Annotated in this window: 1 protein-coding gene; it reads right to left on the bottom strand. The window is 34.2% G+C overall.

What is annotated here, in order from left to right:
* The coding region (locus tag CD31_RS23670; RefSeq protein ID WP_036074734.1) for a hypothetical protein at nt 1–292 on the bottom strand (292 nt) is incomplete at both ends.

Here is a 292-nt window from a genome sequence, read left to right on the forward strand (position 1 = left end):
TAATTCTTGGTGTTCAATCCATAGCTTTTCTCTCTCCTCATCGGTATATATCTTATTTCGATAGTATATCGGTAAGGCAATCTTTTGTCCTCCTCTTAGTCTGTAGGATTCATCTGTTTCATCTGTTTCGGATTTTGGCACATAGAAATTTTTTTCAACTCTGTCTTGGTCGTAAAAGTATCCTTTTCCTATGCCGGCAGATGTGAGTATTTTTGGAATGTAATTTGGTTTTTGTGGATTTATTTTTGTAACGTATTTAACGCAATATGATATTGCTTTTTCGCTTCGTATT

The sequence above is a fragment of the Lysinibacillus boronitolerans JCM 21713 = 10a = NBRC 103108 genome (assembly GCF_000772935.1).
Taxonomy (GTDB): domain Bacteria; phylum Bacillota; class Bacilli; order Bacillales_A; family Planococcaceae; genus Lysinibacillus; species Lysinibacillus boronitolerans.